This window comes from Pseudomonas sp. DR 5-09 (genome assembly GCF_001655595.1).
GTDB lineage: Bacteria > Pseudomonadota > Gammaproteobacteria > Pseudomonadales > Pseudomonadaceae > Aquipseudomonas > Aquipseudomonas pharyngis.
Window position 1 is genome coordinate 914,874 of record NZ_CP011566.1, and the last position, 25,831, is coordinate 940,704.

At 62.0% G+C, this 25,831-nt stretch carries 18 protein-coding genes, 1 tRNA gene and 1 pseudogene; 14 read left to right on the forward strand and 6 right to left on the reverse strand.

The features are described from left to right. Window positions 1-10 precede the first annotated feature (10 nt). Both PDR5_RS03995 and PDR5_RS04000 read left to right on the forward strand, forming a co-directional pair. Window positions 11-86 (forward strand) — tRNA-Thr (locus tag PDR5_RS03995). 234 nt (window positions 87-320) lie between these two features. Next, entirely contained in the window at window positions 321-620 is a 300-nt protein-coding gene (locus tag PDR5_RS04000; RefSeq protein ID WP_039769697.1) for a DUF6388 family protein, read from the forward strand. Window positions 621-671: 51 nt separating this feature from the next. Here PDR5_RS04000 and nadC read toward each other — a convergent pair whose 3' ends face one another. Beyond that, entirely contained in the window at window positions 672-1,520 is an 849-nt protein-coding gene (gene nadC / locus PDR5_RS04005) for a carboxylating nicotinate-nucleotide diphosphorylase (protein WP_007953729.1), read from the reverse strand. Between the two features lie 255 nt (window positions 1,521-1,775). Between nadC and PDR5_RS04010 the strand changes: the two genes are divergently transcribed. From PDR5_RS04010 to PDR5_RS04030, 6 genes and pseudogenes are all read left to right on the forward strand, one after another. Beyond that, window positions 1,776-3,965 carry a DUF1631 domain-containing protein gene (locus PDR5_RS04010; protein WP_064593341.1) on the forward strand — a complete coding sequence of 730 codons (2,190 nt, stop codon included), beginning with the start codon at window positions 1,776-1,778 and terminating at the stop codon, window positions 3,963-3,965. Between the two features lie 64 nt (window positions 3,966-4,029). Next, entirely contained in the window at window positions 4,030-4,590 is a 561-nt protein-coding gene (ampD, locus tag PDR5_RS04015) for a 1,6-anhydro-N-acetylmuramyl-L-alanine amidase AmpD (RefSeq protein ID WP_011332414.1), read from the forward strand. Next, window positions 4,587-5,420: a regulatory signaling modulator protein AmpE gene (gene ampE, locus PDR5_RS04020; RefSeq protein ID WP_039769185.1), complete on the forward strand. Its 834-nt coding sequence runs from the start codon at window positions 4,587-4,589 to the stop codon at window positions 5,418-5,420. Before ampD ends, ampE begins: the two co-directional genes overlap by 4 nt. 1,126 nt (window positions 5,421-6,546) lie before the next feature. Continuing rightward, a pseudogene (locus PDR5_RS30425) lies at window positions 6,547-6,750 on the forward strand (HAMP domain-containing protein); the annotation flags it as partial. A 153-nt stretch (window positions 6,751-6,903) separates the two neighbouring features. Beyond that, window positions 6,904-7,608 carry a methyl-accepting chemotaxis protein gene (locus PDR5_RS30430; RefSeq protein WP_371857714.1) on the forward strand — a complete coding sequence of 235 codons (705 nt, stop codon included), beginning with the start codon at window positions 6,904-6,906 and terminating at the stop codon, window positions 7,606-7,608. 154 nt (window positions 7,609-7,762) lie between these two features. Continuing rightward, the gene (locus tag PDR5_RS04030) at window positions 7,763-8,152 is read left to right on the forward strand and encodes a hypothetical protein (protein WP_064593343.1); all 390 of its coding nucleotides are present in this window, start codon (window positions 7,763-7,765) and stop codon (window positions 8,150-8,152) included. Here the strand turns inward: PDR5_RS04030 and PDR5_RS04035 are convergent, their stop codons facing one another. Together PDR5_RS04035 and cra are read right to left on the reverse strand one after the other, a co-directional pair. Beyond that, on the reverse strand, window positions 8,153-8,929 hold the full coding sequence (locus tag PDR5_RS04035) for a TatD family hydrolase (RefSeq protein ID WP_064593344.1): 777 nt from the start codon (window positions 8,927-8,929) through the stop codon (window positions 8,153-8,155). Window positions 8,930-8,932: 3 nt separating this feature from the next. Continuing rightward, window positions 8,933-9,928, reverse strand: a complete 996-nt coding sequence (gene cra, locus PDR5_RS04040) for a catabolite repressor/activator (protein ID WP_064593345.1) — start codon at window positions 9,926-9,928, stop codon at window positions 8,933-8,935. A gap of 306 nt (window positions 9,929-10,234) precedes the next feature. On the opposite strand from cra, the gene ptsP reads away from it, so the two are divergent. The 4 genes from ptsP to PDR5_RS04060 are packed head-to-tail and all read left to right on the forward strand — an operon-like array spanning window position 10,235 to window position 17,383. Further along, window positions 10,235-13,096 carry a phosphoenolpyruvate--protein phosphotransferase gene (gene ptsP, locus PDR5_RS04045; protein ID WP_064593346.1) on the forward strand — a complete coding sequence of 954 codons (2,862 nt, stop codon included), beginning with the start codon at window positions 10,235-10,237 and terminating at the stop codon, window positions 13,094-13,096. Then, a complete protein-coding gene (gene pfkB, locus PDR5_RS04050) occupies window positions 13,096-14,037 on the forward strand; it encodes a 1-phosphofructokinase (protein WP_064593347.1) in 942 nt (313 codons plus the stop codon). The genes ptsP and pfkB overlap by 1 nt, the downstream gene beginning before the upstream one ends. A gap of 11 nt (window positions 14,038-14,048) precedes the next feature. Further along, window positions 14,049-15,782, forward strand: coding sequence for a PTS fructose-like transporter subunit IIB (locus PDR5_RS04055; RefSeq protein WP_064593348.1), 1,734 nt, complete (start codon window positions 14,049-14,051; stop codon window positions 15,780-15,782). A 59-nt stretch (window positions 15,783-15,841) separates the two neighbouring features. Continuing rightward, window positions 15,842-17,383 carry an alkaline phosphatase D family protein gene (locus PDR5_RS04060; protein ID WP_064593349.1) on the forward strand — a complete coding sequence of 514 codons (1,542 nt, stop codon included), beginning with the start codon at window positions 15,842-15,844 and terminating at the stop codon, window positions 17,381-17,383. A gap of 120 nt (window positions 17,384-17,503) precedes the next feature. Here PDR5_RS04060 and PDR5_RS04065 read toward each other — a convergent pair whose 3' ends face one another. Next, window positions 17,504-20,032, reverse strand: a complete 2,529-nt coding sequence (locus PDR5_RS04065) for a PepSY domain-containing protein (protein ID WP_064593350.1) — start codon at window positions 20,030-20,032, stop codon at window positions 17,504-17,506. A gap of 132 nt (window positions 20,033-20,164) precedes the next feature. After that, window positions 20,165-22,486 carry a TonB-dependent receptor gene (locus tag PDR5_RS04070; RefSeq protein ID WP_064593351.1) on the reverse strand — a complete coding sequence of 774 codons (2,322 nt, stop codon included), beginning with the start codon at window positions 22,484-22,486 and terminating at the stop codon, window positions 20,165-20,167. A gap of 207 nt (window positions 22,487-22,693) precedes the next feature. On the opposite strand from PDR5_RS04070, the gene PDR5_RS04075 reads away from it, so the two are divergent. Continuing rightward, a complete protein-coding gene (locus PDR5_RS04075) occupies window positions 22,694-23,374 on the forward strand; it encodes a Fe2+-dependent dioxygenase (protein ID WP_039769208.1) in 681 nt (226 codons plus the stop codon). Next, window positions 23,375-24,133, forward strand: coding sequence for a tetratricopeptide repeat protein (locus tag PDR5_RS04080; protein ID WP_237233795.1), 759 nt, complete (start codon window positions 23,375-23,377; stop codon window positions 24,131-24,133). Between the two features lie 60 nt (window positions 24,134-24,193). Here PDR5_RS04080 and PDR5_RS04085 read toward each other — a convergent pair whose 3' ends face one another. Then, window positions 24,194-25,357 (reverse strand): type III PLP-dependent enzyme, encoded by a 1,164-nt coding sequence (locus PDR5_RS04085; protein WP_007953693.1) that lies wholly within the window; start codon window positions 25,355-25,357, stop codon window positions 24,194-24,196. Between the last annotated feature and the right edge of the window lie 474 nt (window positions 25,358-25,831).

Consider the following 25,831-nt stretch of genomic DNA (forward strand, 5'->3'; position numbering starts at 1 on the left):
TTAGCCCACCGCCCGTGTAGCTCAGCCGGTAGAGCAGCGCACTCGTAACGCGAAGGTCGCAGGTTCGATTCCTGTCTCGGGCACCACCTCTCCCTTATCCTTTTGAACCGGCATTTATGTTCCACAGGTCAACTTTTTGTGGGAGAGATGTAAAGAGCCGTGTAATTCGTCATGCAAACGTCCTATATTCGGTGCCTGCCTGAGCATCGCCCAGCAGTTTTCAGATGATCCCGAATGGTTCCGAAGGCCGGACAGTCCGCGTCAGAGAGATCCTTGATGATCCAGATCCATCCTCCATTCCTATGATCAGCGAGAACGCCATGACCGAATTAACTCAAGAGCAACGTCACGAAGAAGCGCTTAGAAAATACATTCTGGATGTCCCGGATCTGAAGGAAGAGATCAAGGACCTGAGTCCCGATGATCAGAAAGACCAGATTCAGTGGGCGTTCGAAGATGAAGCCGAAGCCCAGGGCCTGCAGCCGTGGGAATTGACCCTCAAGTACACCAGCACGCCTGAGGAGTTCGAGGCCAAGCGCCTGGAGCTGCACAAGGAAGCGGCCGAAGTGTTGGGCGTCGAGTGGGAAGAGTACTGCGAGATGAACAATCTGGTGGTCTGAAACAAAAACGCCAGCCTCGAAAGGGCTGGCGTTTTTTATTGCGTGATCGACTCAGATGCTCAGGCGCATCGACAGATCCACGGCCTTCACGTCCTTGGTCATCGCGCCGATCGAGATGTAATCCACCCCGGTCTGTGCGATCGGCAGCAGCGTGCTTTCGTTGATGCCGCCACTGGCTTCCAGTTTTGCCTTGCCGCCGTTCAGGCGCACGGCTTCGCGCATGTCGTCGAGGCTCAGCTCATCGAGCATGATGATGTCGGCACCGGCGGCCAGCGCCTCCTTCAGCTCTTCCAGACTTTCCACTTCGATTTCCACCGGCTTGCCCGGGGCGATCTTGTGCGCAGCGGCAATGGCCTGCGGGATGCCGCCGCTGGCAGCGATGTGGTTTTCCTTGATCAGGAACGCGTCGTAGAGACCGATGCGATGGTTATGGCAACCGCCGCAGGTGACCGCGTATTTCTGCGCCAGACGCAGGCCCGGCAGGGTCTTGCGGGTGTCGAGCAGTTTCACCGACGTCTCGGCAACGAAGTCCGCCAGGTACTGCGCGCGGGTCGCCACGCCCGACAGCAATTGCAGGAAGTTCAGGGCGCTGCGCTCGCCGGTCAGTAGCGACCGGGCAGGGCCTTCCAGATGAAACAACGGCTGATTCGGCGAAACCCGTTCGCCATCGCGCACCTGCCAATGCACCGCCACCCGCGGATCGAGCTGGCGGAACACCGCATCGACCCAGGCCGTGCCACTGATGACGGCGGCGTCACGGGTGATGATGGTGGCTTTGGCCAGGCGTTCGGCCGGGATCAGTTGCGCGGTGATGTCGCCGCTGCCGATGTCTTCGAGCAACGCACGGCGCACGTTGGCTTCGATTTCGGCGGTCAAATCGGCGAGACGTAGATTCGGCATAACGGGCTCCACAAACTAAGTGGTCCGATTATAGGGGCATGGCGTCGGCCAACCCAAGGCGAGAACAGTCACGCAGCGCTGCATCCGGTCGATTTTCTTTGAGCAAACCCGATTCTGTCGTGGTCACTTCAAGGTGCCGGCGCATAGGGGAAACCCTGACGGCTCTGGCGCCGGGGACATCTTTTGCAAGATAATCCGCCTTGCATTTGACGCCATGAGTTTGACGTCGGCAAATCACCGTTTCAGGAGGCTTGGATGCACAACGACGGGAATGTAGTGCCTCTGCACAAGGCCACTACCGATCAGGCGCCTCACTCGCCGCTCGCCCGCCTGCCTGTGATTCTGCTTCAGGTTCGCGACAAGGCTGCCCAGCGCCTGCGCAACGGGTTGCAGGAGCTGTTCGATAACGCCGACGACACCCTGTTCGAAATGGCCGACCGGGCACGCAACGACGTCGAACAGAACATTTTTTTTGAGGCCATGCGCGACCTGCGCCTCAAGCGCAAGAACATCGAACGCGGTTTTCTCGAGCAGTTTTTCGAAGCCTTTGTCGGCCTCACTCAATTCGATCCCGTCCCCACCGTCCTGTCTCACGCCTTGCAATATGGGGACACCTCGGCGCGCACTGATGACATGGAGCGCAGCGTCGCGGTCGAAACCATGGTCGGCCGCGTACTCAATCGCGACGGCTTCGCCCTCGATCAACTGACCGCGCGGTTCAATGCGTTGTTGGGCAAGACTCTGAGCGATCATTACAACCCGCTGGGCCCGGCGATGCTTTGCGAGTACTTCCTGCAGGCCGGGCGCAATCTGGGGGTGGAGATCAAGGTCAAGCTGATCCTGCTCAAATTGTTCGAGCGCTATGTGCTGGCCGGTACCGATCAACTCTACGCCGAAGCCAACCAACTGCTGATCGCCACGGGCGTGTTGCCCGAACTCAAGCCAGCACCGGCCCGTCGTGCCATCGATCAGGCCGTGGCCAGCGTGCAGAGTGAATTCAAGGGCGTCGACAAACCTCAGACGGATGCGGGCGTGCAGGAGGTCTTCGCCGCGTTGCAGGAGTTGCTGCTGCATGTGCGCGGTACCGTTGCGCCGACCCTGGAACCCAGCGCTCCCGCCCAACCAATTTCCACCCGCGACCTGCTGCGCCTGCTCTCGCACCTGCAGCAATACGTGCCGGCGCTGGCGGTGCAGGACGACTTCGATCTGCGTCATCAACTTGAACAACTGCTGACCCGGGTCAGCGTGCGCAGCGGCAAGTCGCGAATTGTCGGCGGGGCTGACGAGGACGTGATCAATCTGGTGGCCATGGTCTTCGACTGCATCCTCGATGATCGCAACCTGCCGGATTCCCTCAAGGCGCTGATTGCCCGGTTGCAGATCCCGATGTTGAAGGTCGCGGTGATCGACAAAAGCTTCTTCAGCCGCAGCAGCCACCCGGCGCGCCGCCTGCTCAACGAAATCGCCGAGGCGGCGATGGGCTGGGGCGAGTGCGACGGTAATGCGCGCGACAGCCTGTACCTGCGCATCGAGCAAGTGGTGCAGCGCCTGCTGACGGATTTCGTCGATGACCCGGCGATTTTTTCCGAGTTGCTGGCGGACTTCCTCGCCTTCACCAGTGACGAGCGCCGTCGCAGCGAATTGCTTGAACAGCGTTTGCGCGATGCCGAAGAGGGCCGGGCGAAAACCGAACTGGCTCGCCAGCGCGTCGAGCAGGCGCTCAATCAGGCTTTGCTGGGCAAGGTCCTGCCACCGTCGGTGGTGACGTTCGTGCAAGACGCCTGGAGCAAGGTGTTGCTGCTGACCTGCCTCAAGCATGGCGATCAGTCCGCCGAATGGCAGGCCGACGTGCAGACCATGGAGCAATTGATCTGGAGCGTGCAGCGTCACGACGACGCCGAAGCCGGTCTGCGTCTGCTGGCGCTGGTGCCGGGATTGCTCAAGTCATTGCGCGACGGCCTGAGCACTTCGGCCTTCGATCCGTTTGCCACCAGCGGTTTTTTCAGTGAGCTGGAAGCGCTGCATGTTCGGCTGCTCGAACCGTCCAGCGCACCGGATCAGTCCGTGCTGCCGGAAATGATCGAAGTGTCGCAGGCGATTGTCCTGCAGATGGCTGACGACGGTCTCAAGCCACGCACGCCAGCGCGTTTGCCAGCCGACGATGTCGGTCTGCGCCAGGTCGAACAGTTGCGTCTGGGCAGTTGGGTGGCGTTCGAGGAGGACGAAGAACACACTCTGCGCTGCAAGCTGGCGGCGATCATCGAGGCTACCGGCAAGTACGTGTTCGTCGACCGCACCGGCATGAAAGTGCTGGAGCGCGACCGCACGGAACTGGCCCTGGCGTTTCGTCGCGGCGCGGTGCGGGCGCTGGACGACACCTTGCTGTTCGACCGGGCGCTGGAGTCGGTGCTCGGCAATCTGCGGCGGCTCAATCGCGGCAAGTGATCGCGCGCCGGGGGCCGATCACGGCATACTGGTCGCCAACACAGTCGGCGTTGAAGGAATCGGTATGCAGTTGGATCCCGCAAGCGGGTGGTGTCACGGGGTGCAGGTCTGCCCTTCGCCCAACTTCAATGAACGCCCGGCGGGCGAAGTCTCCCTGTTGGTCATCCACAACATCAGCCTGCCGCCGGCACAGTTCGCCACCGGCAAGGTCCAGGAATTTTTCCAGAATCGTCTGGATGTCACGGAACATCCCTACTTTGCGGGGATCGCCGACCTGCGCGTGTCGGCGCATTTTCTGATCGAACGTGACGGCAAGGTCACCCAGTTTGTCTCCTGTCTTGAGCGCGCCTGGCATGCCGGCGTTTCGGTGTTCGAGGGACGGGAAACCTGTAACGATTTTTCCGTAGGCATCGAGCTGGAAGGCACCGATGATCTGCCGTTCACCGATGCGCAGTACCAGGCGTTGACCGTGCTGACCCGGCAGATACAGGCGGCGTTCCCGGCGATCACCGTCGAGCGCATTTGCGGGCACAGCGACATCGCCCCCGGACGCAAGACCGACCCCGGACCCGCATTCGATTGGGCACGCTACCGCGCCGCCCTGGCACAAGAGGAAGGACAATGAGTTTTCTGGTGTTACTGCTGGCGGTATGGATCGAGAAGTTCTCGGCTCTGCGCCAACGGGTGCAACGCGATGGCGGATGGATCCGCGAACTGCACAAGCTTGAAACCGGTGGGCTGGCGAAACAGCCGTGGCTGGTGCTGATTGTTCTGGTGCTGCTGCCGGTGGCATTGCTGGGCTTGTTGCTGCTGGTGCTGGAGCCGGTGGCCTATGGTCTGCTGGCATTGCCGGTGCATTTGCTGGTGGTGATTTACAGCCTGGGGCGGGGTGACCTGCTCGGCGAACTCGGGCCGTTTCGCGACGCCTGGCGCCGTGAGGACCTGCAGGCCGCCGCCCATGTGGCCAAGCGTGATCTGAACATCTGCGCCGAAAGCGGAGAACAATTGCTGGAGCAAGTGCAGCGGCATCTGTTGTGGCAGGCCTACCAGAGCTTTTTTGCGGTGATTTTCTGGTACTTCCTGCTCGGTCCGGTGGCGGCACTGAGTTACCGCTTGCTGGCGCTGGCGGAGGAAAACGCCCAGAACCCGGCGGTGGCCGAACGGGCAGGGCAACTGCGTCACGCCTTCGACTGGGTGCCGGTGCGCCTGCTGGCGGCGAGCCTCGCCTTGGTCGGCAATTTCGTCGCGGTCAGTCGGGTGATGCTGCACGAGCTGCTGAACTGGAACATCAGCGCCGCGCAACTGATCAACAGGGTCGGGCTCGCGGCCGGGGAAATCCCGCCGGCCGCTGTCGGCCCCGAAGGCATCAACACCCTCGACTGCCTGTGGGAGTTGCTGCTGCGGGCGGCGGTGCTGTGGTATGCCGGATTTGCCCTGTGGACAGTGCTGGCGTAGGCCGTTCGAGTGACGAGGGGGGCAATCCCCCTCGTTAACCTTAAGTTACAAAACCTCCCTTCGATTTGAGCTATACAGAGATAGCGCCCGATAGTGGCTATCTGCTGTCGCCCCGCGCCTGCCAATAAAAACAAGAAAAAACCAAGGGAGACTTCCAGTGAAGAGCTTGCTCTATCCCGCCGTCTCGCTGATGAACCGCTTGAGCTTCGGCATGAAGTTCAGCCTGATCAGCGTGCTGTTCCTGGTGCCGATGCTGGTGACCAATTTCTATCTGGTGCGCGATTCCTATCGCGAATTCCAGGGCACCCGGGTGGAGCTGCAGAGCCTCGACCTGCTGGGCAGCAGCCTGACCCTGCGCCGGGATCTGGAAACCCTCAACAATCTGGTGCAGATCAACGTCACCCTCGGCCAGTCCGGCAAGGCCGGCAATGTCGAGGCGCAGATCACCAGTCTTGAGCAAAACGTTCTGGCGCGCCTGCAAGGGCTGACGCCCATGACCGAGGATCCGGAGCAGATCAAATTCTTCGAGGCCAAGCGCGATGAAATGATCGCCGCTTTCAAGGCCCAGCAGGCGGAAAACTCTCTGCAAAGCAAAAGTGCGCTGATTGGCAAATTGCTCGGCAATGCGCAGATTTTCAGCCAGATCGTGGCCAGTCAGGCCGGATTGAGTCGCGACAACCAGAGCGACATACGCCAGCTCAGCGAGCTGATCACCGCGATCACGCCGGCCGTCACCCAGGCCTTGGGCGAAGGTCGGGCGATGGGCTCGTATTCATTGGGCCAGGGCTTTCTCAACAGTTCGTCGAGCACCCGTTTCGACGAGTTGCTGGTGCAGATCGAAAAGCTTCAGGCCGAATATGGCCTGAAATTGCAGGATGCGCTGGGTTCGAGCAAAGCCGCCCGTGACTCCCTGAGCGCCCCGGCCGATGCCAGCAAGGCGTCGCTGAAACAGGCCGGCACCCTGATCGAAGAACAAGTGGTGATGGCCGAAACCCTCGACGCCCCATGGCAGGGTTTTTATGACCAGCTCACCGGGCTGATGGACCAGACCTATCAGCTCAACGACGCCACCCTAAAATTCCTCGACACCCAATTGCAACAGCGCCTGGGGCAAAACCGTACGCACATGGTGCTGCAAGCCGTGGCGTTGTCGCTGGTGTTCGTGCTGATTTTCTATCTCTACGGTGGCTTCTATGCCTCGACCCGCGCCACCCTGAAAAACCTCGGCGCCATGATGGATAAAGTCGCGGCGGGCGACATGACGGTGAATTTCCACGCCAACAGCCGCGATGAACTCGGCGAGTTGGGGGAAGTGTTCAACGGTACGGTGAGGAAAATCCATGACCTGATCGAACGGGTCGGCCACACCGTTGGCGAGGTCGAGCGGCAGGCGGGGCAGGTGGAAAACGTCTCGGCGCAAAGCAATCAGGCGGTCGCCGGGCAACGCACACAGATCGAACAGGTGGCGACGGCGATGAACCAGATGTCGGCAACGTCGCTGGAGGTGGCACGCAGTGCGGCGGCAGCGGTCAGCAGCGCCCACAGCGTGAACGATGAAACCATCAATGGGCGCGGACTGGTGGAATCGCAGCAGGGCAGCATCGCGGCACTGGCGAGCGAAATCGATCAATCGGTGCTGGTGATCAACCAGTTGGCCAGCGACAGTCAGTCGATCAGTCGCGTTCTGGAAGTGATCAAGAGCATCGCCGAACAGACCAATCTGCTGGCGCTCAACGCCGCGATCGAGGCTGCGCGGGCCGGTGAGCAGGGGCGCGGTTTTGCCGTGGTCGCTGACGAAGTCCGCACGCTGGCCAAACGCACTCAGCAATCGACCGAAGAAATTGAGCAGATGATCGCCAAGCTCCATGGCGGCGTCGGCGCGGCAGTGAAGGCCATGGGCGTCAGCCATCAGATGGCCAACGGCACGGTGGGGCAGTCGGAGAAAGTTCAGCAGGCGCTGGAAAACATCCTCGGCGCTGTCGGCATGATCGTCGACCAGAACCAGCAGATCGCCGCCGCTGTCGAGCAGCAGACCGCCGTCGCCCACGATATCGACCAGAACATCGTCGAGATCAACCGTGCCGGCGAGCGCACCGCAGAAGGTGCGCATCAGACCGAAGACGCCAGCCGTGCGTTGTCGGCGCAGGTGGTCGAGTTGAAGCAGTTGATCAGCGCCTTCCGGGTTTGAAGCGACCTGCTTCCTGTGAGGCAGGTTTTTTCGGAATGGCTTGTAGTACTTTTTTGCCTACATCTGTAAGCCCAATCCTGTTTTCCTCCAGGCGCTGGTTTTTCGGCTTCAATGAACCAAGATCAATTCATTGACCACTTGGAGGAGATCGCACATGTCCGTCGCAACCCTGGGCGTTCAGGGCCGCTGCGCCCACTGCCAGACCACGCTGGTGCTCAAGCCCTGGCAACTGAATGCCATTTCGATCCACGAAGCGTTCACCTGCGCCCACTGCCAAAAAAGCCTGGAGCTGCGCTGCCCGAAGCAGATCAAACGCTTTCGTTCGCTCGATTCACTTGGCCTGCTGCGCGCCAGTGCGCTGGTGACGGTGTGCACCGCGCTGCTGGTGGCCCTGGTGATGGAATGGGTGGGTCTGCTCAGCGTCACCGAGCAGCTGAACGGATCGCTGATCGCGATTTTCGTGTACTTCGCGGTGATTCGTTATGCCCGGCACCGCCAGCACCTGACGCTGATTCTCGACGCGGCCAAGGCTCACGCCGACTGACTACCAGCCGAACACGTCGCAGCTGTTGGCGGTACTGGCGGCGGCGAGTTGTTGCGCACTGATGTTCATCAAAGTGGCCAGTGAGTCGCAGATCGCCGGCAGATGCGCCGGCGTATTGCGCACGCCGGGGTACATGGCGGGCGCCATGTCCGGTGAGTCGGTTTCCAGCACCACCGAATCCAGCGGCAAGTCGACCAGCACCCGGTGCATGCGCAACGCCTGCGGCCAGGTCGGTGCACCACCGAGGCCGAGTTTGAAACCAAGCTTGATGTATTCCCGCGCTTCTTCACGGCTGCCGGCGAAGGCGTGGATGATCCCGGCGCGTTTGAGCTTGAAGCGCTTGAGCGTGGCGATCACCGCCGCATGGCTGCGCCGTACGTGGATCAGCGCCGGTAATTCGAAATCCGCCGCCAGTTGCAGCTGCGCTTCGAACAGCGCCTGCTGGCGTTCGCGGTCGAGGGTTTCGATGAAGTAATCCAGGCCGATTTCACCGACCGCGCACAGCTGCCTATGACCCTTTAGCCGTGTCAGCCAGTCGCCCAGTGCCAGCAAGTCTTGCGGCCGATGCTGATCGAGATAGACCGGGTGCAAACCGAAGGTCGCGTACAGATCGGCATCGCTTTGCACCAGATCCCACACCCGTTGCCAGTTACCCTCGTAGACCCCGAGCACCACCATTCGCCGCACCCCGAGGGCGCGGCTTTCGGTGAGCAGCGCCGCGCGGTCGGCGTCGAAGTCAGGGAAGTCCAGATGGGTGTGGCTGTCGATCAGCTCCACGGCTCAGTCCCGGTGAATACGCTGCTTGAAGGTACGGGCGATGGCCTGCACGCCGGGCTGGTAGTCCGATTGTTCGACCGCCGCCAGCGCCAGTTCCAGCGCCTTGTCGGCGATCAACTGGTGCTGCTGGGCCATGGCGTTGACCGGCAGCGGCAGGAAGTCGAGCAACTGGGTGTCACCGAATGTGCCGAGGCGCAACGGGCGGTTTTTGAGCGGGAAGTCATGCAGCGCGTCGAACACGCCCTGCAGCAGCACGTAGGACGTGGTCACCAGCGCATCCGGCAAATGCCCGAGACGTTGCAGAAGTTCTTCCATCAATTGCTTGCCGCACTCGCGGCTGAAGGATTCGGCGTGCTCGATCAGCACTTCGCCCTTGAACCCGGCCAGGGCTTGCTTGAACCCGGCCGCACGTTCCTGGCTGATGCTCAGTTCCGGGCGGGCGCCCAGCAGCACGATCTGCTTCGGCTGCGGGTCGAGCAGGCTTTCGGTCAGGTGCAGGCTGGCTTCGCGGTCATCGCTGACCACCGAACAGAAATGCTCGGCATCCATCACCCGGTCGATGGCAATGATCGGCAAGCCCTTGGCCTGCAACTGACGATAACTGTCGTCACCGGCCGGCAGGCAACTGGCGACGATCAATGCATCGCAGCGCCGGGCGCGGAACAGTTGCAGCAGTTGTCGCTCGCTGTCCGGCGCGTCGTCGGAGCTGGCGATCAGCAGCTGATAACCCCGCGCCCGGGCGCCTTGCTCCAGCAGTTTGGCGATCCGCGCGTAACTGGGGTTTTCCAGATCCGGCAGGATAAAACCCAGGGTCCGGGTGTGCCGACTGCGCAGCCCGGCTGCCTGTGGATTGGGGGTAAAGCCGTGCAGATCGACCACCGCTCGCACCCGCTCGACGGTGGCGTTGCTGATGCGTTGCTGTTCGGCCTTGCCGTTGATGACGTAGCTGGCGGTGGTCACGGACACTCCGGCCAACCGCGCGATATCACTGAGTTTCAACCCGGGATTTCCTTGTTTTTTCGAGCTTGCCGCGACATTTTCGCCAATCCTACCCGATTCAGGCAGGCGACCATTGTCTCAGCGCATCCGACAAGTTGGACTTCAAGGATGGGACATTATCGAGTAACGTGCCGATCAATCTAGATTAAACGTTTCAGCAAGCGTATTTTCTACGTTTTAGACGCCTTTGGCCGGTTCTGCCGTGAAACCGCCAAAACTGCCTCCTGAAAAGGATGGCCTACAGCGCCTAAGCTGCAACCATTCAAAACAATACCTGGCGTCAAACGACGCCAAAAAGGAGATCGCATGCTCGAGCTCACTGTAGAGCAGATATCCATGGGCCAGTCGGCTGTGGATAAACCCGCCGCTTTGCAATTGCTGGCCAGTCATCTGGTCGCCGATGGTCTGGTCGCCGACGGCTACCTCGCCGGCCTGCAGGCCCGGGAGGCTCAGGGCTCGACCTTCCTCGGCCAAGGCATTGCGATCCCCCACGGCACGCCCGAAACCCGCGATCAGGTGTTCGCCACCGGCGTGCGCCTGATGCAGTTCCCCGACGGCGTGGACTGGGGCGATGGCCAGATCGTTTATCTGGCCATCGGCATCGCGGCCAAATCCGACGAACACCTGCGCCTGCTGCAACTGCTGACCCGCGCCCTCGGTGAAACCGATCTGGGCCAGGCCCTGCGCCGCGCCAGTTCGCCTGAAGCGTTGCTGAAACTGCTGCAAGGCGCGCCGCAAGAGCTGGCGCTGGATGCGCAGATGATTGGCCTCGGCGTATCCGCCGACGATTTCGAAGAACTGGTCTGGCGTGGTGCGCGTCTGCTGCGCCAGGCCGATTGCGTGAGCAACGGTTTCGCCGGCGTGCTGCAGCAAGTCGAAGCGCTGCCGCTGGGCGATGGCCTGTGGTGGCTGCACAGCGAACAGACCGTGAAGCGTCCGGGCCTGGCCTTCGTCACCCCGGACAAACCGATGCGTTACCTCGGCCAGCCGCTCAGCGGTCTGTTCTGTCTGGCCAGCCTCGGTGAAGCGCATCAGGCGTTGCTCGAGCGTTTGTGCGCGTTGCTGATCGAAGGTCGCGGCCATGAACTGGGCCGCGCCACCAGCAGCCGTAAAGTCCTCGAAGTGCTTGGCGGTGAGTTGCCGGCCGATTGGCCGAGCGCACGTATCGCATTGGCCAACGCCCATGGTCTGCACGCGCGGCCGGCGAAGATCCTCGCGCAACTGGCGAAAAGTTTTGACGGCGAGATTCGTGTGCGCATCGTCGACAGTCAGGACAGCGCCGTATCGGTGAAAAGCCTGAGCAAACTGCTGAGCCTCGGCGCCCGTCGCGGCCAGGTGCTGGAAATCATCGCCGAACCGAGCATCGCCGCCGATGCGTTGCCGGCCTTGCTGGCCGCCATCGAAGAAGGCCTCGGCGAAGAAGTCGAACCGTTGCCCGCAGTCAGTCAACAGCGCGAAGTGATTACGGACATCGCAGAAGTGCTGACCGCCCCGACCTCCGGCAGTCTGCTGCAAGCGATCCCTGCCGCCCCTGGCATCGCTATCGGCCCGGCCCACATTCAGGTCCAGCAAGCCATCGATTACCCGTTGCGCGGCGAGTCTGCCGCCATCGAGCGCGAACGTCTCAAGCAAGCGCTGTCCGACGTGCGTCAGGACATTCAGGGCCTGATCGAGCGTAGCAAGGCCAAGGCGATCCGCGAGATTTTCATCACCCACCAGGAAATGCTCGACGACCCGGAACTCACCGACGAAGTCGACACCCGCCTCAAGCAGGGCGAAAGCGCCGAAGCGGCGTGGATGGCCGTGATCGAGGCCGCCGCAAAACAACAGGAAGCGTTGCAGGACGCGTTGCTCGCCGAACGCGCTGCCGACCTGCGCGACATCGGTCGCCGGGTGCTGGCGCAACTGTGTGGTGTGCAGACGCCCGCCGAGCCCGAGCAACCGTACATTCTGGTGATGGATGAGGTCGGCCCGTCTGACGTTGCGCGGCTGGATCCGGCGCGGGTCGCGGGGATTCTCACTGCCCGTGGCGGCGCCACCGCTCACAGCGCCATCGTGGCTCGCGCGCTGGGGATTCCGGCGCTGGTCGGTGCGGGCGCTGCGGTGTTGCTGCTGAAGCCGGGCACGCCGTTGCTGCTCGATGGTCAGCGCGGTCGCCTGCATGTGGACGCGGATGCCGCGACCCTGCAACGTGCCAGCGAAGAACGCGACACCCGCGAACAACGCTTGAAAGCCGCCGCCGAACAACGCCATCAACCGGCGCACACCACCGACGGCCACGCCGTGGAAGTGTTCGCCAACATCGGTGAAAGCGCCGGTGTGATCAGCGCGGTGGAGCAGGGCGCCGAAGGCATCGGTCTGTTGCGCACCGAACTGATTTTCATGGCTCATCCACAGGCGCCGGACGAGGCGACTCAGGAAGCCGAATACCGCCGCGTCCTCGACGGCCTCGCCGGTCGCCCGCTGGTGGTACGCACCCTCGATGTCGGCGGCGACAAACCGCTGCCGTATTGGCCGATTGCCAAGGAAGAAAACCCGTTCCTCGGCGTGCGCGGGATTCGCCTGACCTTGCAGCGTCCGCAGATCATGGAAGCGCAGTTGCGCGCCTTGCTGCGCTCGGCGGACAACCGTCCGTTGCGGATCATGTTCCCGATGGTCGGCAGCGTCGAAGAATGGCGTCAGGCCCGCGACATGACCGAACGCCTGCGTCTGGAAATCCCGGTCGCCGACCTGCAACTGGGGATCATGATCGAAGTGCCGTCCGCAGCGTTGCTGGCGCCGGTGCTGGCCAAAGAGGTGGATTTCTTTAGCGTCGGCACCAACGACCTGACCCAGTACACGCTGGCGATCGACCGTGGTCATCCGACCCTGTCCGCCCAGGCTGACGGCCTGCACCCGGCGGTCCTGCAACTGATCGACATCACCGTGCGCGCGGCCCATGCCCATGGCAAATGGGTCGGCGTGTGCGGCGAACTGGCGGCGGATCCGCTGGCGGTGCCGGTGCTGGTCGGCCTCGGTGTGGATGAACTGAGCGTCTCCGGGCGCAGCATCGCCGAGGTCAAGGCACGCATCCGCGAACTCAGCCTGACGCAAACGCAAACCCTTGCTCAACAAGCCTTGGCCGTGGGCAGCGCCAACGAAGTGCGCGCATTAGTGGAGGCCCTGTAATGGCCAAGATTCTCACCCTGACCCTCAACCCGGCGCTGGACCTCACGGTGCAGTTGCCACGTCTTGAGGCCGGTCAGGTCAACCGCAGCGACGAGATGCACACCCACGCCGCCGGCAAGGGCGTCAACGTTGCGCAAGTGCTGGCCGACCTCGGTCATCAACTGACGGTCAGCGGCTTTCTCGGCGAAGACAATCTGCAAGCGTTCGAAACCCTGTTCGCCAAGCGCGGTTTCACCGATGCGTTTATCCGGGTGCCCGGCGAGACCCGCAGCAACATCAAGGTCGCGGAACAGGACGGGCGCATCACCGACATCAACGGCCCGGGGCCGATGGTCGGCGTGGTGGCGCAACAGGCGTTGCTGGATCGACTGGTGCAGATCGCGCCGGGGCATGACGCGGTGGTGGTCGCCGGCAGTTTGCCGCGCGGCGTCACTGCACAGTGGTTGCGCGAACTGGTCGAACGCTTGAAAACGTTGGGCCTGAAAGTCGCCCTGGACACCAGCGGCGACGCCTTGCGCGCGGCGCTCAAGGCCGGCCCGTGGCTGATCAAGCCGAACACCGAAGAGCTGGCCGATGCGCTGGGCTGTGAAGTGGTGTCCCACGCGTCTCAGGCTGAAGCGGCCAATCGGCTGCACGCTCAGGGCATCGAGCACGTGGTGATTTCCCACGGTGCCGAAGGTGTGAACTGGTTCAGCGTCGGCTCGGCGTTGCATGCGACGCCGCCGAAGGTCAGCGTCGCCAGTACGGTCGGTGCCGGCGATTCGTTGCTGGCCGGCATGCTCCACGGTCTGCTCAGCGCCGACACGCCGGAACAGACCCTGCGCACGGCCACGGCGATTGCGGCGCAGGCAGTGACCCAGATCGGATTCGGTATTCACGATGCTGCGCAACTGACGCAGCTCGAACAGGGTGTGCGCGTGCGCCCCCTGACAGAACAATAAGAGGGTTTGTCATGAAGTTAGCCATTGTCACGGCCTGCCCTAACGGCATGGTCACCAGTGTGCTGTGCGCCCGGCTGCTGGATGCCGCGGCCCAGCGTCAGGGCTGGAGCACCAGCGTCGAAGTGGTGGATGCGTCGCACCCGGAACGCGAGTTGTCAGCGGCCACCATCGAAGCCGCCGAGTGGGTGTTGCTGGTGACCACGGGACCGGTGGACATGACCCGGTTCATCGGCAAGAAAGTCTTTCGGATTGCGCCGGCGCAAGCCCTGCAGGATGTTGAAGACGTGCTGCGGCGTGGCGCCGTCGAGGCGCAGGTTTACGTCGCTGACGAAACGCCGCCCGTGGTTGCCAGCGCGCAAGCGCCGCGTCTGGTCGCGGTCACTGCATGCCCGACCGGCGTCGCTCATACATTCATGGCCGCCGAAGCCTTGCAGCAAGCCGCCAAGCGTCTGGGCTACGACCTGCAAGTCGAAACCCAGGGCTCGGTCGGCGCGCGAAATCCGCTGAGCGCGGCAGCGATTGCCGAGGCTGACGTAGTGCTGCTGGCGGCTGACATTGAAGTCGCCACCGAGCGTTTCGCCGGCAAGAAAATCTACCGCTGCGGCACCGGCATTGCGTTGAAGCAATCCGAAGCCACGCTGAAAAAAGCCCTGGCCGAAGGTGTCGTTGAAAACGCTGCCGGCGACGGCAAGGCCCCTGCCAAACAAGAGAAAAGCGGCGTCTACAAACACCTGCTGACCGGTGTGTCGTTCATGCTGCCGATGGTGGTAGCGGGCGGTCTGATGATCGCCTTGTCGTTCGTGTTCGGCATCACCGCGTTCAAGGAAGAGGGCACGCTGGCGGCGGCGCTGATGCAGATCGGTGGCGAGACCGCGTTCAAATTGATGGTGCCGCTGCTGGCCGGTTACATCGCCTGGTCGATTGCCGACCGTCCCGGACTCGCACCGGGGATGATCGGCGGTTTGCTGGCGAGCACCCTGGGCGCCGGATTCATCGGCGGGATCGTTGCCGGGTTTATCGCAGGCTATGCCGCCAAAGCAATCAGTCGCTATGTGGCGCTGCCGCAAAGTCTCGAAGCGCTGAAACCGATTCTGATCATCCCGTTGTTCGCCAGTCTGTTCACCGGACTGGTGATGATTTACGTGGTCGGCAAACCGGTGGCCGGGATGCTTGCGGCGCTGACCCATTTCCTCGACAGCATGGGCACCACCAACGCGATCCTGCTCGGTGTGCTGCTGGGCGGCATGATGTGCGTCGACCTCGGCGGGCCGATCAACAAGGCCGCGTATGCGTTCTCGGTGGGGCTGCTGGCCTCGCAGAGTTATGCACCGATGGCCGCGACCATGGCCGCCGGCATGGTGCCGCCGATCGGTCTGGGTATCGCCACCTTCATCGCCCGACGCAAGTTTGCCCAGACCGAACGCGAGGCCGGTAAAGCGGCGCTGGTGCTCGGGTTGTGCTTCATCTCCGAAGGGGCGATTCCGTTTGCCGCGAAAGACCCTTTGCGGGTGATCCCGGCGAGCATTGCCGGCGGTGCGCTGACCGGTGCGCTGTCGATGTACTTCGGCTGCAAACTGATGGCGCCCCACGGTGGCCTGTTCGTGCTGGCGATTCCGAATGCTATCAACCATGCGCTGTTGTACCTGCTGGCGATTGTCGCGGGCAGTCTGCTGACGGCGGTGGTGTATGCGCTGGTCAAACGCCCGGAAGCCGTGGAACTGGCGCTGGAGCCCGCGAAGGCGTGAGGTGTCACACCCTTTTCATCTAGCGGTGCTTAAGTTTTCCTTTTTTCAGGGAGAACACCATGAGCGATTTCAATCCCGGTCGCCGGCGCGTGATGCAAGCCGTCGGCGCCGGACTGCTGATGCCGGGGCTGGCGCCGGCCGTGATCGCGTCGGTCAAGGATCGACCGCAACTGACTGACGGCGTGCAATCCGGCGACCTGCAGGGTGACCGCGCGATGATCTGGAGCCGCGCCGACCGCCCGGCACAGATGGTGGTGGAGTGGGACACCCGCAGCCAGTTCCGTCATCCGCGCCGAGTCGTCTCGGCGCTGGCCGATGCCCGCAGCGATTTCACCGCCCGCGTCGAACTCACCGGGTTGCCCGCTGATCAGGCGATTTTCTACCGCGTGTATTTCAAGGACGCCCGCACCGGCGTTGCCAGCGAGCCGTGGCTCGGCCACTTGCGCAGTGCACCGACGGCGCGGCGCAATATCCGCTTCGTCTGGAGCGGCGACACCGTCGGCCAGGGCTTCGGCATCAACCCCGATATCGGCGGCATGCGCATCTATGAAGCCATGCGCATGCGCCTGCCGGACTTCTTTATCCACAGCGGCGACACGATCTATGCCGACGGCCCGGTGCCGGCGCAGCTGACCACCGAGGGTGGCCGGATCTGGCGTAACCTCACCACGGAAGCCAAGAGCAAGGTCGCCCAGACCCTCGACGATTATCGCGGCAATTACCGCTACAACCTGATGGACGAAAACGTCCGTCGCTTCAACGCCGAAGTGCCGCAGATCTGGCAGTGGGACGACCATGAAGTGGTCAACAACTGGTCGCCGGGCAAGCAGCTCGACGAGCGTTATCAGGAAAAAAATATCCACACCCTGGTCGGCCGTGCGCGTCAGGCCTGGCTCGAATATGCGCCGATGCGTTTGCAGGCGGCCGATGGCGGCGGGCGGATTTATCGCAAGCTCAGTTACGGGCCGATGCTCGATGTGTTTGTGCTCGACATGCGCAGTTATCGCGGCGCCAACGACGACAATCTCGGGGCGGAAAAACCGTTCCTCGGACGCGAGCAACTGAACTGGCTCAAGCGTGGATTGAAGGCCTCGAAAGCCCAGTGGAAAGTGATTGCCGCCGACATGCCGATCGGTCTCGGCGTGCCCGACGGTGAAGTCAGTCCAGGTGTTGCGCGCTGGGAAGCGGTAGCCAACGGCGATCCCGGTCCGGCCCAGGGGCGCGAACTGGAAGTGGCCGAATTGCTCGGGTTCCTGCGGGCACATCAGGTGCGCAATTTCGTGTTCCTGACGGCGGACGTGCATTACTGCGCGGCGCATCACTATCACCCTGATCGCGCGGCGTTCCAGGATTTCGAACCGTTCTGGGAGTTTGTCGCAGGGCCGTTGAACGCCGGCAGTTTCGGCCCCAATCCGCTGGACAAGACCTTCGGCCCGCAAGTGGTGTTCCAGAAAGCGCCCCCGACGCAAAACGCTTCACCGTTTGCCGGGTTTCAGTTTTTCGGCGAGGTGAACATCGAGGGGCAGAGCGGGGAGATGAGCGTGGTGTTGCGGGATCTGGAGGGGGTGGCGGTGTTTGAGCAGAAGCTGCAGCCGACCTGAGATCACCGCGAAACACACGGTGGGAGCGAGCCTGCTCGCGATGACGGTGTCACAGACAACTAATGTGTTGAATGTAAAACCGATATCGCGAGCAGGCTCGCTCCTACAGAGAGCGTGGTGTTAGTAAACGTCGCGACGATAACGACCCTGTTCGATCAGGCGTTCGACTTCGGCGGCGCCCAGTACTTCATTGAGCACCTGATCCACCCCCGAAGCCATGCCTTGAAGGCTGCCGCAGATGTAGATCACTGCACCGTCCGCCAGCCATTTCTTCAGCTCGCCGGCCGATTCGCGCAGGCGATCCTGCACGTAAATCTTCTCGGCCTGATCTCGCGAGAACGCCAGATCGAGGCGTTCCAGATCGCCATTGATCAACCACTCTTCCAGCTCCGCGCGACAGAGGAAATCGTGCTCGCGATTGCGCTCGCCAAACAGCAGCCAGTGACGCTGTTGGTTGTCGGCGATCCGCGCCTTGAGCAAGCTGCGTAGCCCGGCGAGGCCGGTGCCGTTGCCCAGCAGGATCATCGGCACCGGAGCGTTCGGCAGGTGGAAACCGCTGTTGCGGCGGACCCGCAGGCTGATGCTGCCGCCGATCTGCGCATGCTCGGTCAGCCAGCCGGAGCCGATGCCGAGGCTGCCATCGGCATGCTGTTCCTGACGCACGATCAGCTCCAGTACGCCATCGGCGGCAATCGAGGCGATCGAGTATTCGCGCATCGCCAACGGCACCATCGCATCGACCAGCGCCTGAGCGTGCAGGCCCACCAGATGGGCGCGGTGCTCGGGCAATTGGCGGCTGGCGAGGGCCACTTCCAGCGACTCTTGCAGGCCGTTGACCTTGACGCTGGTTTCGCCACGGATGCCGAGGCCGTCGAGGAAATGCTCGATTGCCCACGGGCAATTGCGCGGCAGCACTTCCACCAGATCGCCGGCCAGCCAGCTGCGGGAGGTCGGTGCGGTCAGACCCAGCAGATAGACCGGTGCGCCGGCGCTGTCCGGGTTCATCAGCTCGCGGCGCACCAGTGTCCAGTTCTCGTAGCTCGGTGCCTGCCAGGTGTCGACCGGTGCTTGCCCGGTGAGCAGGCCGAGCTGGGTCTGCCAGTGACGCAGGGCGTAAGGGTCGCCGCTGTCGACTTCGACCGGGGCGAACAGGGTCTTGCCGCCGTGTTCGCCGAGCCATTGATGCAAGCGTCGGGCAAAACCGCAGAAGTGTTGATACTGCCGATCGCCGAGGCCGAGTACGGCGTAGTTGAGGCTGTCGAGGGTCGAGGCGTTGTTCAGCACTTTGCGTTCGAAACCGCGCGCGCTGTCCGGCGCTTCGCCGTCGCCGAAGGTACTGACCACGAACAGCGCGTTGTTCGATTCGCGCAGATCCTGCTCGCTGACATTCGCCAGCGGCTGCACCTTCACCGGCAATCCGGCGGCCTGCAATTGCCCGGCGGTCTGCCACGCCAGTTGCTCGGCAAAACCGCTCTGGCTGGCGAAACCGATCAGCCACGCCGGTGTATCGCCGGCCGGTTGGTCGAGACCTTTGCGGGCATCCTTGATCTGCTTTTTCTTGCGCCGGCGATCCAGGTACAACAGCCAGCCGGTGATGAAGAACAGCGGCATCAAGACGGCCGCGACGGTGACGATGATTCGCCCGACCAGACCGAAATAGCTGCCGACGTGCAGCGCGTAAATGCTGGTCAGCAATTGCGCCTTGACGCTTTTGTCGGCGTAGCGGTCGACGCGCTTGACCACGCCGGTGGCCGGGTCGAGGGTGATCTGGTTCAGCGCGCGGTCATGGGGCGAGCTGTCGAGCAGGTAGAACACGGTCGCCGGTTGGCCGGCCACTGGCGGCATGCGGATGTTATAGGCGGCGAGGCCCGGGCCGGCGGTGCTGTAGATGCTGAGCCACATGGCGGCGTAATCGGCAGTCGGCGCCGGACCTTCAGGGGCCGGGCCACGACCGCCGCGCACGCGCTCGTTTTGCGGTGCATCGGAAAGCAGTCGGGTCAGGCCCTTGTTGTACCACTCGTAGGACCAGGACAGTCCGGTCAGTGCCAGCAGCAGATACACCAACATGCACCAGGTGCCGAACACCGAGTGCAGATCCCAGTTGAAGCTGCGGCCCTTTTTCTTCCAGTCGAGGGTCAGCCAGACACGCCAGCTGTTCCACTGTCGTGGCCAGCGCAGGTACAGGCCGGACAGGCAGAAGAACACCAACATCAGGGTGCAGGCGCCGGTGATGTTGCGACCGGTATCGCCCATGGCGAGGAATCGGTGCAGTTGCAGCATCAGGCCGAAGAAGTCCTGGCCGGTGGCCTCGCCTTTGAACTCGGCGGTGTAGGGATCGAAGTAGCGCATCTCGCCCCGGCGCTCGCCTTTGGGCGGGGTGAACCAGACGCGGCCGGCGCTGCCGCTTTCGGGTTCGACCGAGAGCATCGAGACTTTCTTGCCCGAGGCCGCTTCGATGTGCGCCACCAGATCGGCGGGCGGCAGCACGCCGGCGACCTGCTTCTCGACCTGCAACACCGAAGGGTTGAGGGCTTTGAGAATTTCGTCCTGAAACGAATAGGCAGCGCCGGTGATGCCCATCAGGGCCAGCACCAGCCCGGCAGTGATGCCAAAAAACCAGTGCAACTGGAACAGGGTTTTCTTCAACACGTTGCTTGCCTTGTCCGTTCGGAGGTTGTGTTCACGGCGTGCATTATGCCGTGGCTTATCGAGAAACGTTCTTTATTACGCACAAAAGCCCCGCTCAAATGAATGAACGGGGCTCGGTACTTCCCTCTTCGATCAGAAGTGGAAGTTGGTGCTCAGCAATGCCGTACGGCCCGCCGCCTGATTGGCGAAGTGGGTCGAGAAGGCCTTGTCGTAGTAGGTCTCGTTGGTCAGGTTCTGCACGTTCAGTTGCAGGTCGACGTTTTTGCTCAGCTTGTACGCCGCCATCGCGTCGTAGCGAACGTAGGAATCGACCATGGTGGTGTTGGCCACGTTGCCGAATACGTCATCCACATAGAACGCACCGCCACCGATGGTCAGCTTCGGCGTGACCTGGTAAGTGGTCCACAGGCTGGCGCTGTTCTTCGGCGTGTTGGGCAACTCGTTACCGTTGTTGGCCTTGTTGGCCGGCAGGTCACCACCGTCCACCTGTTCGCTGTCCATGTAGGCGTAACCGGCGAACACTTGCCACTTGTCGGTGATCTTGCCGCTGGCGGACAGCTCGATACCTTGAACGCGGGTCTTGCCGGCGTTCTCGTACGAGGTGGTATCGACCTGGACACGCGCGTTTTCTTTCTCGGTGCGGAAGATGTCGGCGGTCAGCGACAGGCGATCGTTCAGCAGATCCCACTTGGTACCGATTTCGTAGTTCTTAGTGGTTTCCGGCTCCATGTCGCTCTTGAGCAGGTTGCCGTTGCGATCTGGCGTGCCGCCCAGCGGGTTGCCTTCCTGACCTTCACCCAGAGTGTTGCCCGGCGGTGTGGCGGAGGTGGCGTAGGACGCATAGATGCTGCCGTTCTCTGCCGGTTTGTAGACGACGCCGAACTGGCCGGTGACGAACTCGCTGGTGTCAGCACCCTTGGAGGTGGTGCGGCCAGCGTTGTTGTAAGTCTTGTAGCCGGTTTCGAAGTGGTCGTAACGCAGGCCCATGTTCACCAGCCATTGCTCGGACAGCTCCAGGGTGTCGAACGCATACAGCGCGTAGGTATCGGACTGGGTGTCGGTGCCGGCGTAGTTGCGCGAGATTGCGCCGTTCCATGGATCGTTCGGGTTCGGGTTCGACAGCGAGGTGCAGTTGTAGCCGCTGGCAGCGCCGATCAGAGCCGGATTGCAGTTGGTGGTCACGGCCGAGGTGCGCGGCGTGGTGTCGGTGTTGACGTTGTACGAGGATTTGCTGCTTTCCTCACGGGTGTACTCGACACCGGTGGAGAAGCTGTTCTTGAAGCCGGCAACGTAGAAGTTGCCGAACAGATCGGTCTGGTTGGTGGTGGTCTCGGTATTGCTCACACGAGTGTTCGCACGACGCCAGACGCTGCCGTTGTTGACGTTGCCCTTGCTGTCGTCCGGCTGGGTCAGGATGTAATCCTGCATGCTGGTGCCGTGACGCAGGGTGTTCTTGATCGTCAGCGAGTCGCTCAGGTCATGCTCGATGGCGAAGGTCGCGGTGTCGGTGCGGCCCTTGCGGAAGTCGCGGTCCAGACCGTAGAAATTGCTGTGATCGCCGCCGGCGTACGGCTTGTCCGGGTTGGACTTGGTGCGCGCCGCCGAGCCACCGGCCGGAATGGTGTAAGGGATGCCCGAATCCGGCGTGTCGTTGCTTTCGAGATGGTAATAATCGAGGTTGACGCGAGTGTCGGTGCCCAGGCCGAAGGCCAGGGACGGCGCGATGCCCCAACGGTCGTAGTCGACCTTGTCGCGACCGGCGACGTTGCTCTCGTGGCTCATCAGGTTCAGACGGCCGGCAGCGGTGTCGCTGAACTGGTAGTTGCCATCCATCGTGTAGCGCTGGGTCTGGTCGGAGCCCCAGGTGAAGCCACCGTCGAACGAGTTGCCCAAATGGGCTTTCTTGCTCACCAGGTTGATGCTGCCGCCCGCCGCACCACGACCGCCGATGGCGGAGTTCGGGCCCTTGCTGACTTCGATGTTTTCCACGGCGAAGATTTCGCGGCTCTGGGAGCCGGTATCGCGCACGCCGTCGAGGTAGGTGTCGCCCTGGGCGTCGAAACCACGGATGAACGGACGGTCGCCCTGCGGGTTGCCGCCTTCACCGGCACCGAAAGTGATGCCCGGCACGGTGCGCAGCGCGTCCTGCATGTTCAGGGCGCCGGTGTCTTTCAGCACTTGTTGCGGGATAACGGTGACTGAGCGCGGCGTGTCGACCAGCGGCGCGGTGTACTTGGGCGAGGAGGCTTTCTCGACCTGGTAGGAGGTCGAGTCCTGGGCTTCGCCGGTGATGGCGGTGGCGTCCAGGGCGATGGCATTGCCGGTGGCTTTGCTGTCGGTTTTTTCGGCGGCGAACACCATGTGGCCTGCGGAGCCGGCGGTGATCGCCACGCCGATGGCGGAAGCGAGCAGACGTGGTGAACTGACCGGTACTTGTGCTGGTTGACGTGCCATTTTTATTCCCCTCCCCAAGGATTTGAGGCGGCGGAATATAGGGTAAACAGGTATTCGTATCAATTGCGAAACATTACTATTCGCGACAAATTTACATTCTTTACAATTTAACCTTACGGTTTTTACCAGTTCATTCGTCTAGCGGGTTTTACACAGTCAATAAGAATCAATACCATTGGCATCCTTTTGCCATCTGGTGACGTCGCCATGCTCCTGCACATTCCCGCACTGTTCGAGAAAGACGAAGTGCAGCGCATTCGCGAGGCGCTGGAACAGGCGGACTGGGCCGATGGCAAGATCACCGCCGGCTATCAATCGGCCAAGGCCAAGCACAATCTGCAGCTTCCGGAAGGCCATCCGCTGGCCAAGGAAATCGGCGCCGCGATGCTTGAACGCCTGTGGAAAAACCCGCTGTTCATGTCGGCCGCGCTGCCGCACAAAGTGTTCCCGCCGTTACTCAACTGCTACACGGCGGGTGGCAGTTTCGATTTTCACATCGACAATGCCGTACGCCAGCCCAAGGGCAGCATCGAACGGGTACGCACTGATCTGTCGGCCACGCTGTTCTTCAGCGAACCCGAGGACTACGACGGCGGCGAGCTGGAAATCCAGGACACCTTCGGCACCCAACGGGTGAAACTGCCCGCCGGCGACATGGTGCTGTACCCCGGCACCAGCCTGCACAAGGTCAATGCAGTCACTCGCGGCGCGCGTTATGCCTCGTTCTTCTGGACTCAAAGCCTGGTGCGCGAGGACAGCCAACGCGCGTTGCTGTTCGAGATGGACGGTGCGATCCAGCAGCTTACCCAGGACATGCCCGATCACCCTTCGCTGATCCGCCTCACCGGCACCTATCACAACCTGCTGCGTCGCTGGGTCGAGGTGTAAGTGGCGGACTTTCGTTTGCGCCGCGAGGAAGTCCTCGACGGCGAACGCCTCACGGCCATGCTCGAAGAAAGCCCTGCCCGCGCGGCTCAGGCGATTCTGATCGCGGCGGGTGAGGGCGTGCTGGAAGCGCAGGCGCTGCTTGGGCAGATCCTGCTCGATGGTCACGGGATTGCTCAGGATCAGCCGCTGGCCTTGCGCTGGTTTGAAATCGCCGCAGGGCAAGGTCATCTGATGGCGCGCAATATGCTCGGCCGCTGCCATGAGCACGGTTGGGGGTGCGTGGCGGACGCAGCGATTGCCGCCCAGCAATATCGCGTTGCAGCGGATGCCGGGCTGGATTGGGCGATGTATAACCTGGCCAACCTGCTGGCAACCGGGCGCGGTGTTGCGGTCGATCATCTTCAGGCCATGGCGCTGTATCAGCGCGCGGCAGAGTCAGGGCATGCCAAGTCGATGAACCTGCTCGGGCGTTATCTGGAAGAGGGGCAAGTGTGCCCGGCGAATCCGGCAGCGGCCCGTGACTGGTATCGACGTTCGGCCGAAGGCGGGGATTTTCGTGGGCAGTTCAGCTACGCGGCGGTGTTGGCGGCTGAGGGGCGCGTTGATGAGGCGTTGGTCTGGCTGGAGAAAGCGCTGGCCGGCGGCAACCTGAATTTTCTGCGCGTGGCCAGCCAGACGCTGGCGAGCGCAACCGATCCGCGAATCCAGGCACTGGCGCAGGCCTACGCTCGCCGTTGCGCCGAGTTACAGAACACCTGAATCGCAGCCACAAAAAAGCCCATGACATGTCATGGGCTTTTTGCATTACGCCAGCATCGCTTACACGTAGAACGATTTCAGCGGCGGGAAGCCGTTGAACTCTACCGCGCTGTAACTGGTGGTGTACGCACCGGTCGACAGCCAGTACAGGCGATCACCGATCGCCAGGTTCAGCGGCAGACCGTACTTGTAGTTCTCGTACATGATGTCGGCGCTGTCGCAGGTCGGGCCGGCGATCACGACTTCTTCCATCTCGCCTTTCTTCTCGGTCCAGATCGGGAACTTGATCGCTTCGTCCATGGTTTCGATCAGGCCGGAGAATTTGCCCACATCGGTGTACACCCAACGCTCGACGGCGGTACGGGATTTACGCGCGACCAGCACCACTTCGCTGACCAGGATGCCAGCGTTGGCGATCAGCGAACGGCCCGGCTCCAGAATGATTTCCGGCAGGTCATCACCGAAGTCTTCCTTGAGGAAGCGGATGATTTCTTCGGCGTAGGTTTCCAGGCTATTGGTGCGGGTGATGTAGTTGGCCGGGAAGCCACCGCCCATGTTGATCAGCTTCAGGTGGATGCCGTCTTCTTCTTTCAGGCGCTCGAAGATCACTTTGACCTTGGCGATGGCGGCGTCCCAGACGCTGATGTCACGCTGTTGCGAACCGACGTGGAAGGAGATGCCGTATGGCACCAGGCCCAGGTCGCGGGCGAGGATCAGCAGGTCCATGGCCATGTCGGTCTGGCAGCCGAATTTGCGCGACAGCGGCCAGTCGGCGGTGGTCGAGCCTTCGGTCAGGATGCGCACATAGACTTTGGCGCCCGGTGCGGCCTTGGCGATGTTGCGCAGGTCGGCTTCCGAGTCGGTGGCGAACAGGCGCACGCCCTTCTCATAGAAGTAGCGAATGTCTTTGGACTTCTTGATGGTGTTGCCGTAGCTGATCTGGTCCGCGCTGACGCCACGGCTCAGCACTTTGTCCAGCTCATAGATCGAGGCGATGTCGAAGCTCGAACCTTTCTCTTTGAGCAGGTCGATGATCTCGACGGCCGGGTTGGCCTTGACCGCGTAGTAGACCTTGGCGAATTCGAAACCGGCGCGCAGGTCATCGTAGGCCTGGGCGATCATCGCGGTGTCGATCACTACGAACGGGGTTTCCTGTTTGTCGGCGAACGCCTTCATTTTCTGAAAGGTTTCGCGCGCGAAATAGTCTTCGACCTGGATCGACATGCTGGGAACTCTCCTACTGGCAAACAAAGTTAATCAATGGGTGCAAATGAACGTCCTCCGTATCCCCACTTTGGTTCGCCTACTTCCCAAGGCATGTCGCCGAAAGCAAAAAGGCCATGGGAAATGAAGCTTTCTTTCCCTTGGCCTTGCTGTCTCGTCGTCAGTACTTGAGCCGGATGGATCGTTTCCAGCATGGACGTTCGGCGCGAACTTTAGGGCGTGAGGGGCCTGAGATCAACTAAAAATGTCGCGTTTTTGCACGCTTCTGACGTACGTCGCGGATATCACTCTTTGTACCCGACCGAGATGACGAGCAGATGTTCCGCAATAATTTTCAGGTGTTAAAAATACCTGCACGTTCGACGGTGATGTGTGCCAAGTCTCAGATAAGTACGATCACTTCAACATCGGCGACGTTGGCGGCGAGAAGGGGAGGTGAGGGGGAAGTTGCGGGTTAACGCTGACATCGTCGGC